This is a genomic window from Microbacterium salitolerans, from assembly GCF_019720895.1.
In the GTDB taxonomy this organism is placed as follows: domain Bacteria; phylum Actinomycetota; class Actinomycetes; order Actinomycetales; family Microbacteriaceae; genus Microbacterium.
Genome location: NZ_JAHKSH010000006.1, coordinates 134,716 through 149,555, shown reverse-complemented (window position 1 = coordinate 149,555; position 14,840 = coordinate 134,716). Strand labels below are relative to the sequence as shown.

Genomic DNA, 14,840 nt, shown 5'->3' with positions numbered 1-14,840 from the left:
CGGGGCTCGCAAGACGCGCCCCCGCTCACCGCCGGCGCCGGCGACCGAAGAGCCAGGCGCCCCAGGCGACGGCGACGGCGAGGATCCCCGCGCACCAGCCGAGCGCCCACAGCGGCTCCGTGTCGATGTCGGTTCCGAGCAGCAGGGCGCGGATCGTCTCGACCACGGGGGTGACGGGCTGGTACTCGGCGATCGGCTGCAGCCAGCCGGGCATCGTGTCGATCGGCACGAAGGCACTCGACAGGTAGGGGAGGAACAGCAGGATGAAGCCGTATCCGCTGGCCGCCTCGGCGGACCCCGCGGCCAGTCCGATCGCCGCGAACAGGTACGTGATCGCGAGAATCCAGATGGCGATGACGGCGATCGCGGCGACCCAGTCGACCGCACTCGCGTCGGGGCGGAAACCGATGGCGATCGCGACGGCGATCACGGCGCCCGTCGCGACGAGATTGCGCGCGAGGCTCGCGACCACGTGCCCCGTGAGCACCGCCCCGGCGCGGAGCGGCATCGTGCGGAACCGGTCGATGGACCCGTTCTTCATGTCGTTCGCGACGAACGTCGCCGTGGTCGCGGCGCCGAACCCGGCGCAGGTGAGGATCGTGCCCGGCACGACGTAGTCGACGTAGCCGCCGGTCGGATCGATGGCGCCGCCGAACACCCAGGTGAACATCAGCATGAGCATGACGGGCAGGGCGATCGCCATGAGGAGCGATTCGGCGTCGCGCATCGAGGAGCGCAGGGAGCGGGTGATGAAGACGCGCTCCGCGGTCAGGGCGGTCATGCGGACTCCTTCTGTCGGGCCTCGCCGGTCAGGGCGAGGAAGACGTCGTCGAGGGTGGGGCGCCGCAGCGTGACGGTGCCCGTGTCCTGGAGATCGGCCAGCACGTCGCGCAGGCCGTCGACGGATCCGTCGGTCGGAACCTCGCGGATCACGGAACCGTCGTCGCCGTGGACCTCGAGGGTCGCGCCGCCGACGCGGGCCTTGAGCTCGGACGGCGTGCCGAGGGCGACGATGCGGCCGTCGTGCAGAACGGCGACGCGGTCGGCGAGCTGGTCGGCCTCCTCGAGGTACTGGGTGGTGAGGAAGACGGTCGTCCCCGCGGTCGCGAGCGCGGTGATCTCCTCCCACAGTTCACGGCGGCTGCGAGTGTCGAGACCCGTCGTGGGCTCGTCGAGGAACAGCACCTCGGGGCGCACGACGACGCTCAGGGAGAGATCGAGGCGTCGGCGCATGCCGCCCGAGAACGTGGCGACGCGGCGACCTCCGGCCTCCGTGAGCCCGAACTGCGCCAGCAGCTCGACGGCCCGCTCGTGCGCGGCGCGGGATCCGAGCCCCCACAGGCGCGCGAACATCACGATGTTCTCGCGCGCGGTGAGCGCGTCATCGACCGTCGCGGACTGCCCCGTGAGGCTGATGCGCTGCTGCACGGCGCGGGGCGCGCGCGTGACGTCGTATCCGGCGACCTCGGCCGTGCCGCCGTCAGGCCGCGACAGGGTCGTGAGGATCTCGACGATCGTCGTCTTGCCGGCGCCGTTGGGGCCGAGGAGTGCGAAGATCTCGCCGGGCGCGACCGACAGATCGAGGCCGTCGAGCACGGTGTGGCTGCCGAACCGCTTGCGCAGCCCCCGCACCTGGATGGCGTGGGACATGGGGATCCTTTCTGTGTACGACGGAAACTGTTTATGACGGTAACACACTGTTTATGATGTAAACAGGCCTACGCTGGAGCCTGTGACAGATGACGAGCAGATCGAGCTCCCCCGAGGGATCGCCCTCGCCTGGGGCGTCGCGGCGAACCCCCAGCGCGGGCCCAAGCGCGAGATGAGCGTCGAGCGCATCGTCGAGACCGCCGTCGAGCTCGCCGACGCGGAGGGGATCGGGGCGGTCTCGATGTCGGCGGTCGCCAAGCGCCTCGGCTTCACGCCGATGTCGCTCTACCGCTACGTCACGGCGAAGGACGACCTCCTGCTCCTCATGCAGGAGGAGGCGACCGGAGTGCCGACGACGGCCTATCGCGAGCGGGAGGGGTGGCGCGCGAAGCTGCTCGTGCTCTTCCGTGAGCAGCTCGAGGTCTATGTGCGGCACCCGTGGATCCTGTCCCTCCCCATCAGCGGATCGCCCATCACTCCGAACAGCTCGGAGTGGATGGAAGCGAGTCTCGAAGCGCTCGACGAGACGCCGCTCGACGCCGATGAGCGCATCGCCGTGGTGCTCGCCGTCACGGGGCACGCCCGCTGGAACGGCACGGTGCTCGCTGGGTACACCGAGGAGGCGCGATCGTCCGGGCGCACGGACGACGAGGTCGCAGCCGACGAGAGCGCGCTCTACGACGCCGTCATCTCGGCCGACGCGTACCCGCGGCTGCGCGAGATGATCGACGCCGGTGTGTTCGTCTCGACGCAGGATCCGTTCCGGTTCGGCATCGAGCGCACGCTCGACGGCGTCGCCGCGCATATCGCGTCGCGCGAGAGCGGCGAGGCGCCGGTCGAGACCGTGCTCGCAGGCGTGCTCGACGATGCCGACGTGGCCGACGACAAGCGCTATCGGGCCGCCGCACGCGCGACGCGCGACGCCGAGAAGGCGCTGCGGCAGGCCGAGAAGGTCGTGCGGCAGGCGCGCCGGGCGCAGGGGCAGGTTCTGAAGGAGGCGCGGGCCCGCCGAGACGCGTGATCACACGAGTCACACGGGTTTACACGCGGATCCGCCAGCACCTAGAGTGAACACCAGCCGAACACCGGGGGAGAGTTCAACATGGCCGAGATGCCTGATATGCGGTTCCTGACCGTCGCAGAGGTCGCCGACATCATGCGCGTCTCGAAGATGACGGTCTATCGCCTCGTGCACTCCGGAGAGCTCCCCGCCGTCCGCTTCGGCCGCAGCTATCGCGTTCCCGAGAGCGCTGTCACCCAGGTCGTGCAGCTGCCCGACGAGGGGCAGGCGCAGGCCGGCTGACGCCACGATTTTCCAGACGACGGCGCCCGATCCATCGGATCGGGCGCCGTCGTCTGCGTCGGGTCACCGGCTGACGGGGTCCTCGGCACCGCCCCGGCGCAGCCAGGCGATGTCTGCGGCCGTCGGCGCCGACTCCCAGTCGCCCTCGCCGAGGCACGCGAACGCGCCGCACGCGACGGCCGCGTCGAGTCGGGCGTCGGCGTCGCCGCCGCGCGCCAGCTCGGTCAGCCAGCCCGCGACGAACGCGTCGCCCGCGCCGACGGTGTCGACGGTGTCGACGCGGTGCGCGGCGCGCGTGGTGCGCCGGCCCTCGTCGTCCAGGGCGGTCGCGCCCCGGTCGCCGAGCTTGACGATCGCGTGCGCGGCCCCGAGGGCGCGGATCGCGTCGAGCTGGCGCGTCGCGTCCGTCTCGGACGTCAGCATCTCCGCCTCATCATCCCCCGCGAAGACGATGTCCGCGCGCGCGGCGAGCCCGCGGTACGCCGCACGCGCGTCGGCCTCGTCCGACCAGAGCGCGCGGCGGTGGTTGACATCGAACGACACGAGCGCGCCCGTGGCGCGCGCGTGGTCGATCGCGGCGTGCGCGGCCGCGAGGGGGCTCTCGCCGAGTCCCGCCGAGATGCCCGTGATGTGCAGGATCCGCGCACGTGCGACGACGTCGGGCGAGATGTCGTCGGGGGCGAGGCGGCTGCCCGCCTGGCCCGTCCGGTAGTACGTGATGCGGCTCGTGCCGGGCAGCGGACGCTCCTTCAGCATGAGCGCGGTCGCGGCGTCCTCATCGACGACCGGGTGGGTCTCGACGCCCTCCGCGCGGAGCTCGCGCACGATGAGTTCGCCGATGCCGTCGCCTCCGACCCGTCCGATCCACGCGGCCGCGCCGTCGAGTCGGGAGACCCCGATCGCGACGTTGCCCTCTGCGCCGCCGAAGCCCAGGCGCATTCCGCCGACGTGCGCGAGCCTGCCGGGCCGGTCGGCGACCAGCAGCCCGAGGCTCTCGCCGACGACGAGCACGTCGATGTCGCGGTCGCTCACGAGGCGCTCCGGGCGACCTCGAGCGCGCGGCGCGCGGCCGTGGCGACGGCCTCGGCGCCGTCGCTCGCGTGCTTCGTGATCCAGCTGCCGCTCGCGGCGAACACGAGGGGATGAGCGAGCGTCTCGGCGAGCGTGTCGAGAGAGACGCCGCCCGAGGGCATGAAGCGCACCCCGCGGTAGATGTCGGCGTAGGCGGTCAGGAGATCGAGGCCTCCGACGACGCTCGCGGGGAACAGCTTGAGGCGGTCGAGTCCTGCGCGCAGCGCCTGCTGCACCTCGGTGGGGGTGACGACGCCGGGCACGATCGGCATTCCCGCGGCGCGGACGAGGTCGACCACCTCGCCGTCGAAGCCCGGCGTCACGACGAACTGCGCGCCCGCGTCGATCGCGCGCCGCGCCTGCGCGGGATCCAGCACGGTCCCGGCGCCGACGAGGAGGTCGCCGCGGGCTGCGAGGCGCTCGATCGCGGGCAGGCCGTGCTCGGTGCGCAGGCCGACCTCGACGACGGGCAGGCCGCCCGCGACCAGGCCGTCGCCGATCGCCTCGATGTGATCCGCGCTCTTCACCGACGCGAGCGGGATGACGGGGTGATCGAACAGCGCGTGGCTCATCGACCCATCCAGCCGCCGTCGACGGGAATCGTCACGCCCGAGACGTAGTCCGACGCGCGGCTGGCGAGGAAGACGGCGGCGCCGCCGAGGTCGCTGGCCTGGCCCCAGCGTCCTGCCGGGATCCGCTCCAGGATCGATCGCGAGCGGTCGGCGTCTTCACGCAGGGCCTGCGTGTTGTCGGTCGCGATGTAGCCGGGCGCGATCGCGTTCACGTTCACGCCGCGTCCCGCCCACTCGTTCGCGAGGGCCTTCGTCAGGCCGCCGATCGCCGACTTCGACGACGTGTACCCGGGCACGTTGATGCCGCCCTGGAACGTGAGCAGGCTGGCGGTGAAGATGATCTTCCCGCCGCCGCGCTCGAGCATCGCCGCGCCGACCTTCTGCGACAGGGCGAACTGGCTGCTGAGGTTGACATCGATGACCTCGTCCCACCACTCGAGCGGGTGCTCGGCGGCGGGCGCGCGGCGGATGGTGCCGGCATTGTTCACGAGGATGTCGGCGCGGCCGGCGACCGCGTCTCCGAACGCGACCACCGCGTCGCGGTCGCGGAAGTCGACGGCGTGTCCCTCGAACGAGCGGCCGAGGTCGCGCACGCGGCGGCCGATCTCGCCGCCGTCGGCCTCCTGGCTCGAGGATGCCGCGATGATGTCGGCGCCGGCGGCTGCAAGGGCCTCAGCCATCGCGAAGCCGATGCCGCGGCGCGCTCCCGTGACGACGGCGGTGCGGCCGGTGAGGTCGAAGAGGTCGGTGGTCATAGTCATCTCCTGTGTCAGTTCTGCACGTCGACGAGCACCTTGAGGGCGCGGGCGTCGGCGAGGCGTTCGAAGGCGTCGGCCGTGCGATCCAGCGGCACGACGTCGCTGATGATCTCGTCGCAGGGGAGCGAACCCGAGGCGACGAGGTCGACGGCGCGGTCGAAGTCCTCGCGCTCGTACACGCGGGCGCCGAGAAGCTCGAGCTCGCGCCAGAAGACGCGGTGCAGGTCGATCGGCACGGGCTTCGGGTGGATCGCGACCATGACGAGGCGGCCGCGGGTGCGCGCGTGGTTCGTCGCGTCGAGCGCCGTCGCCGCGAGACCGGCGACCTCGAACACGACGTCGGCACCGGCGCCGCCCGTGCGCTCCTGCACGATCTGCGCGAGATCCTCGTTCAGCGGGTCGACGACGATCGCGCCCTGTCGTGCCGCGAAGGCGCGGCGCTCGGCGTTCGGCTCGGCGACGATCACGTGCGCGCCGGTGCGGGCGGCGACGAGCGCGATCAGCTGGCCGATCGGGCCGCCGCCGATGACGAGGGCCGTCTCGCCCGGCGTCAGGCGAGACCGTCGCACGTCGTGTGCGGCGACCGCGAGGGGCTCGACGAGGGCCGCGTGCGTGAGCGGGGTGCCCTCGGGCAGCGGCACGACGATGGACTCGGGAACGGTCCACAGCTGCTGCATCGCGCCCGTGGTCTCGATGCCGACGAAGTCGAGGTTCTGGCAGATGTGCTGCGTGCCGGACGTGCACGCGGGGCAGTCGCCGCACCAGTCGAGGGGCATGACGGTGACGGGCGCGCCGACCGCGATGCTCTCCACGCCCGCGCCGACAGCCTCGACGGTGCCGCTCATTTCGTGGCCGATCGGCTGCGGCGTGCGAACGCGGTGATCCATCGCGCCGTGGAGGATGTGCAGGTCGGTGCCGCAGATGCCGCAGTAGGCCACGCGGATCTGCACCTGACCCGGACCCGGCGCGGCGGCGGGCGCCTCGGTCATCTCGATCGTTCCATGGCCGGCGTAGGAGGCCTGGCGGCCTCCTCCGGCGTACTGGCTGCGTGCCACAGCGGGCTCCTCTCTGAGCGAGTGGTCGCTCCGGACGGAGAGACATGGAACACAATTCCATAGAAAGGTCCGGCTGGCGAAACTGAGTTCTATCCGGTTACAGTAGGCCCGGTCCCCGACCGGCGCAACGATGACCGGACGGACTCGATGAGGAGGAACACCCATGAATGCTCGACGCATCATCGCCACGTCCGCCGTGGCGGCTCTCGGTCTCGGCCTCGCCGCATGCTCCGGCAGTGCGGCCGGCGGCGGGGAAGGCGGCCAGGCCACGGTCGCGAACCTCGCGTTCAACCAGGGCATCACCCACCCGCAGGCGCAGACGATGACGGAGCTGTCCGACGCGCTCGACGAGGAGACCGACGGCGCTCTGACGCTCGAGATCTTCCCCGACGAGACCCTGGGCGACCAGGCGGCCACGATCGAGCAGGTCCAGTCGGGCGCGCTCCCGTTCGCGATCGTCGCGGGCTCGCTGCTCGAGAACTTCTCGAGCGACTTCTCGGTCGTCAACCTGCCGTACCTCTACGACAGCGCCGAGCAGCAGGTCGAGGTCCTCAACGACGACGAGGTCATGGGCGACCTGTACGACTCGCTGCTCGACAGCGACATCCAGGTGCTCACGGCCTACTACGGCGGCGTGCGCAACGTCTACACGAGCCAGGGGCCGGTCGAGACCCCCGACGATCTCGCCGGGCAGAAGATCCGTGTGATCCCCTCCGACACCAACGTCGAGATGATGGAGCGCATGGGCGGCGTCGGCACGCCGATGGCGCAGGGCGAGGTCTACACCGCGATCCAGTCGGGCGTCATCGACGGCGGCGAGAACAACGCGACGATCTACGCGAACCTCTCGCACGACGAGATCGCGCCCTACTACTCGTACACCGAGCACCTCATGATGCCCGACTACCTCATCGTGAACCCCGACTTCTGGGCCGGCCTCGACGAGGACGTGCGCGCGACGTTCGAGCAGCTCCTCGATGAGAGCCTGCCGCGCGAGGTCGAGCTGTTCCAGGAGGCCGTCGACGCCGCCACCGCCGAGGCCGAAGACGCCGGCGCGCAGTTCAACGAGGTCGACCTCGACGCGTTCCGCGACGCCGTGCGCCCGATGCACGAGGACCTCCTGACCAGCGACGTGCAGCAGAAGGTCTACGACGCCATCCTCGCTGCCGGAGAGTGACCCGACGATGAAGAAGGCCATGACCGCGTTCAGCCGCGGCCTGCACGGCGCGCTGCGGGTGATCTGCGTCGCGCTGTTCGCCCTGCTCGTCGTGCTCGTCGTCTGGCAGGTGTTCACGCGCCTCGTGCTGAACGACCCCGCTCCGTGGACCGAGGAGAGTGCGCGCTTCGCGTTCGTCTGGGTGAGCCTCATCGGCATCGCGATCGCGGTGGGGGAGAAGGCTGACGTGGTCATGGACTTCCTCGTCGCGAAGCTGCCGCGCTCGCTGCAGCGTGGGGCCGACCTCGTCGCTTATCTCGCGTCGATCGCCTTCATCCTCTACGTCCTCGTGTACGGCGGGCTCCAGCAGTCCGAGCGCGCGTGGGCGCAGACGAATCCCGTGCTCCCCTTCACGCAGGGGCAGCTCTACCTCGCGCTCCCGGTGTCGGGGATCCTGCTCACGCTGTTCCTCGTGATGCACATCGTGCGCCTGTTCGGGCGCGACTACACGGGCCACACCCACGACGACACGATGGACGAAGAGGCGGCTGGTATCTGATGGTCGACCCCGGACTCATCGTCGCGATCCTCCTCGGCGGTCTCGTCGCCCTGCTCGCGATCGGCGCACCCGTGTCGATCAGCCTCGGACTCCCGTCGGCGATCTGCATGTTCCTCGCCCTCGGGTTCGACAACGGCGCCGCCACGGCGGCCCAGCAGATGTTCCGCGGGGCGAACTCGTTCGCGCTGCTGGCCATCCCGTTCTTCGTCCTGGCCGGCGTCATCATGAACAACGGCGGCATCGCCGAGCGCCTCATCAACCTCGCCCGCGTGCTCGTCGGCCGCATGCCGGCGCCTTTGACGCAGACGAACGTCATCGCGAACGCGATCTTCGGAGCCGTCTCGGGGTCCGCGGTCGCCACCGCCGCCGCGGTCGGATCGACGATGTCGCCCATGCAGAAGAAGGCGGGCTACGACCCCGCGTTCAGCGCGGCCGCCAACGTCGCCTCGGCACCCGCCGGAATGCTCATCCCGCCGAGCAACACGCTCATCGTGTACTCGCTCGCGGCGGGCGGCACATCGGTCGGCGCGCTGTTCATGGCGGGCTACGTGCCCGGCATCCTGTGGGCGCTCGTGTGCGTGATCATCATCATGTTCCTCGCCCGGGGACGCGCCGAGCTGAAGGCCGACGCGCGCCCGTCACTCGCGACGGTCGCGAAGACGCTGCTGCAGGCGGTGCCGTCGCTGGGTCTCATCATCGTCGCGATCGGCGGCATCGTCGCCGGCTTCTTCACGCCCACCGAGGGATCCGCGATCGCGGTCGTGTACGCGCTGCTGCTGTCGTTCGTCTACCGCACCGTGAAGGCCCGTGACCTCCCGCGGATCCTGTTCGACGCGTGCCGCACGAGTTCGATCGTCATCTTCCTCATCGCGGTGTCGACGATCATGGGCTTCATCATGAGCTACGCGCGCATCCCGCAGCTCATCTCGGACACGCTGTTCGGGTGGACGGACTCGAAGGTCGTCGTCCTGCTCATCATGATGGTCGTGCTGCTGCTGATCGGCATCCCGCTCGATCCCGTGCCCGCGATCCTGATCTTCACGCCGATCTTCCTGCCGATCGCGCAGTCGTTCGGCATCGATCCCGTGCACTTCGGCATCATGATGACCTTCAACCTGTCCCTCGGCGTGATCTCGCCGCCCGCGGCGCCCGTGCTGTTCGTCGGGTCGCAGGTCGCCGGCGTGCGCATCGAGTCGGTCATCGCCCGCATCTGGCCCCTCATGCTCGGCCTCATCGCCCTGCTGTTCGTCATCGTGTTCGTCCCCGATCTGTCGCTCGCACTGCCGCGACTGCTCGGCCTCATCTGATCCGACCTCAACGAAGGAGAGACCATGACTTCCTCCATGCGCGGCCCCGTCGCCGCCGAGCAGATCCCCGCTTTCACCCAGCAGGATCTTCGCGACCGCTTCCTCGTCGAGGACCTCCTCGTCCCGGGCGCCGTGCGGGCCATCCCGACGCACTACGACCGCGTCGTCGCCGTGGGCGCCGTCCCGACCGACGCGCCCCTGGCGCTCGAGGCGATCCCCGAGATCCGCTCAGAGTTCTTCCTCGAGCACCGTGAGATCGGCATCGTCAACGTCGGCGCTGCGGGCACGATCACCGCCGACGGCGTCGAGTACGAGATGCTCCCCGAGGCGGTCCTGTACCTGGGCCGCGGGACGCACGAGGTGACCTTCGCGTCCGTCGACGCCACGGATCCAGCCGCGTTCTACGGCTTCTCGGCGCCGGCGCACACGTCGTTCCCGAACACGCTGGGGACCCCCGACGACGGGACCATCCGGGAGCTCGGCGACCAGGAGACCGCGAACCGTCGCACGCTCCGACAGGTCATCCACGAGAACGGGATCCGCAGCTGCCAGGTCGTCATGGGCGTCACGCGCCTGCACCCCGGCAGCATGTGGAACACGATGCCCGCGCACACGCACGAGCGCCGCACCGAGTTCTACCTCTACTTCGACGTCGCCGAGGACGCGCGCGTCCTGCACCTGATGGGCGAGCCGACCGAGACGCGCCACATCGTCGCGGCCGACCGCGACCTCATCATGTCGCCGTCGTGGTCGATCCATTCGGGCGTCGCGACGAAGGCCTACGCGTTCGTCTGGGCGATGGCGGGCGAGAACCAGTCATTCGACGACATGGACCACGTGCAGGTCACGGAGATGGTGTGATATTTCCATGACGATGGAAACCGAGTCCGGGGCGCCCGGGCGGATCGCGGCCAAGCATGCGCCCGCGGCCGGCGCGAGTCAGAAGACGCTGCGCGTGCTCGAGGCGGCGCTGCTCGAGGAGCGATTCACTGACATCGTCGACCGCGCGCAGCTGCCGAAGTCGACCGTGCACCGGATCCTCGGCTCTCTCGTCGACGAGGGCTTCGTCTCGGGAGATGCGGAGTACGGCTACCGAGCGGGCGAGAGGTTCATGACGCTCGCCGGTCGGGCGCTGTCCCGCGTCGACATCACGGCGATCGCGCAGCCCGTGGTCGACCGGCTCGTGGCGGCCGTCGACTGCACCGTGCACGTCGGGGTCGTCACGGGCGACGAGGTCGTGTACATCATCCGCACCGACTCGTCGAAGCCGTATCGCATGCGCTCCCGCGTCGGGCTCGCCTTCCCCCTGCATTCGACGGGCATGGGCAAGGCCGCGATGGCCTCCTGGACGCCCGACGAGATCGCGCGGTATGCGCAGCGGACAGGGCTCCCGTCGCGCACGGAGGAGACGCTCACCGACGTCGAGGCGCTGCAGGCGGCGCTCGACGGCGTGCACGCGGCGGGCTACGCGCTCGATCTCGGTGAGAACGAGGTCGGCACCCGCTGCGTCGCCGCGCCGATCCGCGACTACAACGGCCGCGTCACGCACTGCCTCTCGATCTCGTCGATCGCCCTCGAGCACCCCGACCGCACGATCGAGCAGCTGGCCCCGCAGGCGGTCGCCGCGGCCGACGAGATCTCGCGGCTGCTCGGCGGGCATCCCGGCACCTGAGAATGCCCGGCCCGGTGATGCGATAAGATTCTCTGAGGCACTTTTTCTGCCGTCCCGTTTCCGGACGCCGGCACCCGTACGTGCCCGGCTTCCGACCCCGAGACATGAGTGAGGTTCCCATGGGATCTGTCATCAAGAAGCGCCGCAAGCGCATGGCGAAGAAGAAGCACCGCAAGCTGCTTCGCAAGACTCGCCACCAGCGCCGCAACAAGAAGTAAGCGGCCACACCACAAACGCCGGCTCCGAATTCTCGGGCCGGCGTTTTGGCGTGTGAGGGAGGCGGCGCAGGGCGGGTCGCGGGGTCAGCGCTCCGCGGGCAGCGCGAGCGTGACGACGAATCCGTCGTCGAGGTTGTCGGCGCCGACCTCCCCGCCGTGCGCCTCGACGATTCCGCGGACGATCGCGAGGCCGAGCCCGGCCCCGGCGTCCTCGGTGTCGCGGGATCCGGATGCGCGCCAGCCGACGTCGAAGATCCGCCCGAGATCCTCGCTGGCGACGCCGGATCCGTGATCCATCACGCTGATGACGAGGCTGTCGCTCACGCCCGCGGAGGGTCGCTGGCGGCTCGGCTCCGAGACGGGCAGCGGATCCGCGGTCTCAGGAGTCGGCTCGCGGCTCGCGGCGTCGATCACGATCTCGGTGTCGGCCGGCGCGTGTCGCACGGCGTTCGCGAGCAGGTTGCCGATCGCGCGGCTGAGCTCGCGCGGGTCCGCCCACAGCATGTGCCCATCGATCCCTGCCGGCACGATGCGGATCCGGCGCGAGGTCGCGATCTCCTGGACGTCGGCGACGGCGTCGGAGACGACATCGAGCAGGGGCACGAGCTCGGGGCGCAGGGTGAGCGTCCCGGTCTCGAGCTTCGACAGGCGGAAGAGGTCGTCGACCATGCGGTCGAGGGTGTCGACCCGGCCGCGGATCAGCTCCGCCGTCGCCGCGGGCTCGGTCGCGAAGCCGTCCTCCCAGGCATCGGCGAGGGCGCGGATCCCGGCGAGCGGCGTGCGCAGGTCGTGCGAGATCCAGGCGAGGAACTGGCGTCGCGCGCCGTCGAGCTTCGCGATCTCATCGCGAGCCGCCGCGAGCTTCTCGCTCGTCTCGGCGAGCTGCGCGGAGACGTCGTCGAATTCGCGCCATCCCGGCCGATCGGCCTCGACGACGGCCCCTTCTCCGACCTGCTGCGCCGAGGCGATGAGCGCGTCGGTGGACGTGCGTGTCATGCGCCGGATGATGAGCCAGGCGGCCGAGAGGCTGACGAGAGCCGAGACGCCCACGACCCAGAGGAACACGGAGAGGTCGTGCGGCGAGACGTACATCTCGACCATGACGGCCGCTGTGGCCGCCACGATCGACAGCACGGCCCCCGCGACGACCAAGGCGAACTGCGATGCGATCGAGCGGCGCCTGTTCCTCCGCAGGGCCAACAGCGTGAGCCCCATCACGAGCGCCGTCGCCAGGAGCGTCGTCGCGACGATGAGCGCGATGTCGAGCGCCCCGAGCATCATGATGTCCATCAGGACCCCTCCGGCGTGAAGCGGTAGCCGCGCCCCCACTCCGTGCGCAGATAGATCGGGAACCGCGGGTCCGGCTCGATCTTCTCGCGCAGGCGGCGCACGTGAACTGTCACGGTGGATCCGTCGCCGACGTCCCACCCCCAGACGGCGCGCAGCAGATCGTCGCGCGTGAGCTCCTCGTCGGGGTGGCGGGCCAGGTGCAGGAGCAGCTCGTATTCGCGCGTCGTCAGCGCGATCTCACGCCCCTCGATCCATGCGCGGCGGTGAGCGGGATCGACGCGGAACCGCCCCGCTTGGAACACGGCCACGGGATCCGCCGCCTGCCGCCGCCGGAGGAGCGCCTGCGCACGCAGCTGCAGCTCGCGCATCGCGAACGGCTTCGGCAGGTAGTCGTCGGCGCCGTGTTCGAGGCCCTCGATGCGCTGCTCCACGGATCCGAGCGCCGTGAGCATGAGGATCGGGATGTCGGATGCGGCCCGCACCGCGCGGCAGAGGTCGTCGCCGCTGACGCCGGGGAGCATGCGGTCGACGACGAGCAGATCGGGGAAGGCCTCGTCGAGCGCCTTCTGCGCCGCGAGCCCGTCGCCGTAGAGCGAGACCGCGAGCCCCGCCGCGCGCAGGTAGTCGCCGACCACCGTGCGCACGGTCGCGTCGTCTTCGACGACCATCACCCGCGGTGCGCTGTCCATGGCTCGACGATAGGCGCACGGCGGGCGGCAGAGGGGATCCCTTACGGACCTGAAAGAAGTGGGGTGCGCGCCGCGCTCGGGTGATTGCGTCGAAGACACGTCGCGAGAGCCGCGACAGGAGAGGACATCATGACCCGCACAGCAGCACTCTCAGCCTCCGCCTTCGTCGGGCTCGCCCTCGTTCTCGCGGGATGCGGGACGGGAGCGGGAGCCGGTGACGACATGGAGGAGCCGGTGGAGACCCCCATGGAGCAGATGACGGAGGAGCCCATGGAGGAGGACATGTCCGAGGACCCGATGGAGTGCCCGTCGGAGGAGGCGATGGCGTCCGAGGAGCCCATGGACTCGGAGGATTCGATGGAGTCCGACGACATGGAATCCGAGGGCATGGACGACGAGAGCATGGACGACGAGATGTCCGAGGAGCCGATGGATGACGAGGCCAAGGCTGACGACTGCGAGATGTGAGCCTCCAACACGATGCAGTCGATTCGTCGGTCGGACGCGTCGGGGCCGCGGGATTCCGCGCGTCCGGTGGCGTCGGCGGCGCGAATCGACTGCGTTGTGTTGCGCTGGGTCGTTGCTGAGCGGCGGTGCTGCGAGATGTGCCGCTCCCACACAATGCAGTCGATGTGGGCGGCAGGGTGGACCGGATCCGCGTGGTTCCCTGGGCCAGCGGCGTCGGGCGGGGCGGATTGACTGCGTTGTGTCGGTGAGGCGCGCCGCGCCAGGGGCCGGTCGGCTGCGAGACAATGGACTCATGCAGGAGATCACGGTCGCCGACCTCAAGGCGCGCGAGAACACCCCTCTCATCGACGTGCGAGAGGAGTGGGAGTTCGCCCAGGGGCGCGTGCCCGGCGCCGTCAACATCCCCCTCTCGCAGCTGGGCGCGCGGCTCGCAGAGCTTCCGCACGAGTTCGACGTCATCTGCAAGCTGGGCGGGCGCTCGGCACAGGCGGCCACCGCGCTCGAGCCCCACGGGTATGACGCGACGAACGTGTCCGGCGGCACCGACGCGTGGATCGAGGCGGGCTACGAGGTCGAGCGGTGACCGACCTCACCCTCATCGGCAAGCCCGACTGCCACCTCTGCGACGTCGCGCGCGAGGTCGTCGATCAGACGCTCGCTGACCTTCCCGACGACATCGCCGACCACGTCGAGGTGACGGAGCGGTCGATCCTCGACGACGCCGTGCTCTATGAGAAGTGGTGGGAGAAGATCCCCGTCGTCCTGATCGACGGCGAGCTCCTCGGGCACTGGCGCATCTCACCCGACCGCCTGCGGCAGGCGCTCACGTGACGGATACGAATCCGCTCGTGCCGACCGCCATCGACCTCATCTGGTCGGGGGCCGCCGTCGTCGTGCTCGGCGTCACGATCCTGGCGCTCGTCTCGCTCGTCCGCACGCGGTTCGACCGTGGGCTCGCGTTCCTCGGATGGTTCGTCCTCGTCGTCGCGCTCCCGCTGCTTGGCCCCTTCCTCTGGTTCTCCTCGGACCGGCGGAAGGCGGCGACGGCGGCGCGTCGCTGACACGGATCCTT

Annotated in this window: 20 protein-coding genes; 12 read left to right on the top strand and 8 right to left on the bottom strand. The window is 70.3% G+C overall.

Annotation, left to right across the window (positions count from 1 at the left end):
* Positions 1 to 25: 25 nt before the first annotated feature.
* Positions 26 to 781 (bottom strand): ABC transporter permease, encoded by a 756-nt coding sequence (locus KOL93_RS14760; protein WP_221586161.1) that lies wholly within the window; start codon positions 779 to 781, stop codon positions 26 to 28.
* Positions 778 to 1,650 (bottom strand): ATP-binding cassette domain-containing protein, encoded by an 873-nt coding sequence (locus KOL93_RS14755; protein ID WP_221586160.1) that lies wholly within the window; start codon positions 1,648 to 1,650, stop codon positions 778 to 780. Before KOL93_RS14755 ends, KOL93_RS14760 begins: the two co-directional genes overlap by 4 nt.
* Positions 1,651 to 1,732: 82 nt before the next feature.
* Between KOL93_RS14755 and KOL93_RS14750 the strand changes: the two genes are divergently transcribed.
* Positions 1,733 to 2,671, top strand: coding sequence for a TetR/AcrR family transcriptional regulator (locus KOL93_RS14750; RefSeq protein ID WP_221586159.1), 939 nt, complete (start codon positions 1,733 to 1,735; stop codon positions 2,669 to 2,671).
* An 81-nt stretch (positions 2,672 to 2,752) separates the two neighbouring features.
* On the top strand, positions 2,753 to 2,953 hold the full coding sequence (locus KOL93_RS14745) for a helix-turn-helix domain-containing protein (protein ID WP_221586158.1): 201 nt from the start codon (positions 2,753 to 2,755) through the stop codon (positions 2,951 to 2,953).
* A gap of 63 nt (positions 2,954 to 3,016) precedes the next feature.
* Here KOL93_RS14745 and KOL93_RS14740 read toward each other — a convergent pair whose 3' ends face one another.
* From KOL93_RS14740 to KOL93_RS14725, 4 genes are read right to left on the bottom strand one after another with little or no spacing between them, the layout of a single operon-like run.
* Entirely contained in the window at positions 3,017 to 3,985 is a 969-nt protein-coding gene (locus tag KOL93_RS14740) for a sugar kinase (protein ID WP_221586157.1), read from the bottom strand.
* Positions 3,982 to 4,596, bottom strand: a complete 615-nt coding sequence (locus KOL93_RS14735; protein ID WP_221586156.1) for a bifunctional 4-hydroxy-2-oxoglutarate aldolase/2-dehydro-3-deoxy-phosphogluconate aldolase — start codon at positions 4,594 to 4,596, stop codon at positions 3,982 to 3,984. The genes KOL93_RS14740 and KOL93_RS14735 overlap by 4 nt, the downstream gene beginning before the upstream one ends.
* A complete protein-coding gene (locus tag KOL93_RS14730) occupies positions 4,593 to 5,351 on the bottom strand; it encodes an SDR family oxidoreductase (RefSeq protein ID WP_221586155.1) in 759 nt (252 codons plus the stop codon). Before KOL93_RS14730 ends, KOL93_RS14735 begins: the two co-directional genes overlap by 4 nt.
* A 14-nt stretch (positions 5,352 to 5,365) precedes the next feature.
* Positions 5,366 to 6,409: a zinc-dependent alcohol dehydrogenase gene (locus KOL93_RS14725; RefSeq protein ID WP_308291653.1), complete on the bottom strand. Its 1,044-nt coding sequence runs from the start codon at positions 6,407 to 6,409 to the stop codon at positions 5,366 to 5,368.
* A 163-nt stretch (positions 6,410 to 6,572) separates the two neighbouring features.
* Here KOL93_RS14725 and KOL93_RS14720 point away from each other — a divergent pair, with 163 nt between their 5' ends.
* The 6 genes from KOL93_RS14720 (at position 6,573) to KOL93_RS14695 (ending at position 11,321) form a co-directional block, all read left to right on the top strand.
* Positions 6,573 to 7,586, top strand: a complete 1,014-nt coding sequence (locus KOL93_RS14720) for a TRAP transporter substrate-binding protein (protein ID WP_221586154.1) — start codon at positions 6,573 to 6,575, stop codon at positions 7,584 to 7,586.
* 19 nt (positions 7,587 to 7,605) lie between these two features.
* Positions 7,606 to 8,124, top strand: a complete 519-nt coding sequence (locus KOL93_RS14715; protein WP_221586153.1) for a TRAP transporter small permease — start codon at positions 7,606 to 7,608, stop codon at positions 8,122 to 8,124.
* Positions 8,124 to 9,431 carry a TRAP transporter large permease gene (locus KOL93_RS14710; RefSeq protein WP_221586152.1) on the top strand — a complete coding sequence of 436 codons (1,308 nt, stop codon included), beginning with the start codon at positions 8,124 to 8,126 and terminating at the stop codon, positions 9,429 to 9,431. The genes KOL93_RS14715 and KOL93_RS14710 overlap by 1 nt, the downstream gene beginning before the upstream one ends.
* A 24-nt stretch (positions 9,432 to 9,455) precedes the next feature.
* On the top strand, positions 9,456 to 10,292 hold the full coding sequence (gene kduI / locus KOL93_RS14705; RefSeq protein ID WP_221586151.1) for a 5-dehydro-4-deoxy-D-glucuronate isomerase: 837 nt from the start codon (positions 9,456 to 9,458) through the stop codon (positions 10,290 to 10,292).
* 7 nt (positions 10,293 to 10,299) lie between these two features.
* Positions 10,300 to 11,103, top strand: a complete 804-nt coding sequence (locus KOL93_RS14700) for an IclR family transcriptional regulator (protein ID WP_221586150.1) — start codon at positions 10,300 to 10,302, stop codon at positions 11,101 to 11,103.
* Between the two features lie 119 nt (positions 11,104 to 11,222).
* Positions 11,223 to 11,321: a 30S ribosomal protein bS22 gene (locus KOL93_RS14695; protein WP_003792170.1), complete on the top strand. Its 99-nt coding sequence runs from the start codon at positions 11,223 to 11,225 to the stop codon at positions 11,319 to 11,321.
* Positions 11,322 to 11,405: 84 nt separating this feature from the next.
* Here KOL93_RS14695 and KOL93_RS14690 read toward each other — a convergent pair whose 3' ends face one another.
* Positions 11,406 to 12,611 carry a sensor histidine kinase gene (locus KOL93_RS14690; protein ID WP_260406609.1) on the bottom strand — a complete coding sequence of 402 codons (1,206 nt, stop codon included), beginning with the start codon at positions 12,609 to 12,611 and terminating at the stop codon, positions 11,406 to 11,408.
* The gene (locus tag KOL93_RS14685) at positions 12,611 to 13,300 is read right to left on the bottom strand and encodes a response regulator transcription factor (protein ID WP_260406608.1); all 690 of its coding nucleotides are present in this window, start codon (positions 13,298 to 13,300) and stop codon (positions 12,611 to 12,613) included. Before KOL93_RS14685 ends, KOL93_RS14690 begins: the two co-directional genes overlap by 1 nt.
* A gap of 129 nt (positions 13,301 to 13,429) precedes the next feature.
* Between KOL93_RS14685 and KOL93_RS14680 the strand changes: the two genes are divergently transcribed.
* The 4 genes from KOL93_RS14680 (at position 13,430) to KOL93_RS16395 (ending at position 14,829) form a co-directional block, all read left to right on the top strand.
* Positions 13,430 to 13,768 carry a hypothetical protein gene (locus tag KOL93_RS14680; RefSeq protein WP_221586149.1) on the top strand — a complete coding sequence of 113 codons (339 nt, stop codon included), beginning with the start codon at positions 13,430 to 13,432 and terminating at the stop codon, positions 13,766 to 13,768.
* Between the two features lie 292 nt (positions 13,769 to 14,060).
* On the top strand, positions 14,061 to 14,351 hold the full coding sequence (locus KOL93_RS14675) for a rhodanese-like domain-containing protein (protein WP_221586148.1): 291 nt from the start codon (positions 14,061 to 14,063) through the stop codon (positions 14,349 to 14,351).
* Positions 14,348 to 14,599 carry a glutaredoxin family protein gene (locus KOL93_RS14670; protein ID WP_221586147.1) on the top strand — a complete coding sequence of 84 codons (252 nt, stop codon included), beginning with the start codon at positions 14,348 to 14,350 and terminating at the stop codon, positions 14,597 to 14,599. The genes KOL93_RS14675 and KOL93_RS14670 overlap by 4 nt, the downstream gene beginning before the upstream one ends.
* On the top strand, positions 14,596 to 14,829 hold the full coding sequence (locus tag KOL93_RS16395; protein ID WP_221586146.1) for a PLDc N-terminal domain-containing protein: 234 nt from the start codon (positions 14,596 to 14,598) through the stop codon (positions 14,827 to 14,829). The genes KOL93_RS14670 and KOL93_RS16395 overlap by 4 nt, the downstream gene beginning before the upstream one ends.
* The last annotated feature ends 11 nt before the right edge of the window (positions 14,830 to 14,840 follow it).

What these genes read in the sequence shown, in the direction of transcription:
- KOL93_RS14760 (WP_221586161.1), bottom strand. Translation starts at nt 781, where the DNA reads ATGACCGCCCTGACCGCGGAGCGCGTCTTCATCACCCGCTCCCTGCGC.
- KOL93_RS14755 (WP_221586160.1), bottom strand. Translation starts at nt 1,650, where the DNA reads ATGTCCCACGCCATCCAGGTGCGGGGGCTGCGCAAGCGGTTCGGCAGC.
- KOL93_RS14745 (WP_221586158.1), top strand. Translation starts at nt 2,753, where the DNA reads ATGGCCGAGATGCCTGATATGCGGTTCCTGACCGTCGCAGAGGTCGCC.
- KOL93_RS14735 (WP_221586156.1), bottom strand. Translation starts at nt 4,596, where the DNA reads ATGAGCCACGCGCTGTTCGATCACCCCGTCATCCCGCTCGCGTCGGTG.
- KOL93_RS14730 (WP_221586155.1), bottom strand. Translation starts at nt 5,351, where the DNA reads ATGACCACCGACCTCTTCGACCTCACCGGCCGCACCGCCGTCGTCACG.
- KOL93_RS14720 (WP_221586154.1), top strand. Translation starts at nt 6,573, where the DNA reads ATGAATGCTCGACGCATCATCGCCACGTCCGCCGTGGCGGCTCTCGGT.
- KOL93_RS14715 (WP_221586153.1), top strand. Translation starts at nt 7,606, where the DNA reads ATGACCGCGTTCAGCCGCGGCCTGCACGGCGCGCTGCGGGTGATCTGC.
- KOL93_RS14710 (WP_221586152.1), top strand. Translation starts at nt 8,124, where the DNA reads ATGGTCGACCCCGGACTCATCGTCGCGATCCTCCTCGGCGGTCTCGTC.
- kduI (WP_221586151.1), top strand. Translation starts at nt 9,456, where the DNA reads ATGACTTCCTCCATGCGCGGCCCCGTCGCCGCCGAGCAGATCCCCGCT.
- KOL93_RS14700 (WP_221586150.1), top strand. Translation starts at nt 10,300, where the DNA reads ATGACGATGGAAACCGAGTCCGGGGCGCCCGGGCGGATCGCGGCCAAG.
- KOL93_RS14695 (WP_003792170.1), top strand. Translation starts at nt 11,223, where the DNA reads ATGGGATCTGTCATCAAGAAGCGCCGCAAGCGCATGGCGAAGAAGAAG.
- KOL93_RS14690 (WP_260406609.1), bottom strand. Translation starts at nt 12,611, where the DNA reads ATGGACATCATGATGCTCGGGGCGCTCGACATCGCGCTCATCGTCGCG.
- KOL93_RS14685 (WP_260406608.1), bottom strand. Translation starts at nt 13,300, where the DNA reads ATGGACAGCGCACCGCGGGTGATGGTCGTCGAAGACGACGCGACCGTG.
- KOL93_RS14680 (WP_221586149.1), top strand. Translation starts at nt 13,430, where the DNA reads ATGACCCGCACAGCAGCACTCTCAGCCTCCGCCTTCGTCGGGCTCGCC.
- KOL93_RS14675 (WP_221586148.1), top strand. Translation starts at nt 14,061, where the DNA reads ATGCAGGAGATCACGGTCGCCGACCTCAAGGCGCGCGAGAACACCCCT.